This window comes from Pseudoalteromonas sp. S1608 (genome assembly GCF_005887265.1).
GTDB lineage: Bacteria > Pseudomonadota > Gammaproteobacteria > Enterobacterales > Alteromonadaceae > Pseudoalteromonas > Pseudoalteromonas undina.
Genome location: NZ_PNDK01000111.1, coordinates 1 through 262, shown reverse-complemented (window position 1 = coordinate 262; position 262 = coordinate 1). Strand labels below are relative to the sequence as shown.

The 262-nt window shown below is 37.4% G+C and carries 1 pseudogene; it reads right to left on the bottom strand.

Going from position 1 to position 262, the window contains the following annotated elements:
- Positions 1–22: 22 nt before the first annotated feature.
- Positions 23–262 (bottom strand): annotated as a pseudogene (locus tag CWB75_RS18900) (hypothetical protein); the annotation flags it as partial.

The window sequence follows — 262 nt, the reverse complement described above, 5'->3', positions numbered from 1 at the left end:
TATTTAAAGGCTTTTTCATCGGTTAACAATCTAAAAATACACAGGTGTGACGATAGTCGACGGCTTTAAATTCAATAGATAATTGTTCAACTTTTTTACCTGCACCTGCGTAAATGCTTTTATAACTTCCCCCTTCATGAACCTTGGGCGGGCTTATAATGATTATCGTTGGTATTGTTTTACAGTGATAAGAGGCTTTAATTGCTAAAATTACCTCCTCACGCGCTTTGCCAATATCGAAAGCAGACACTGCAAAACATGC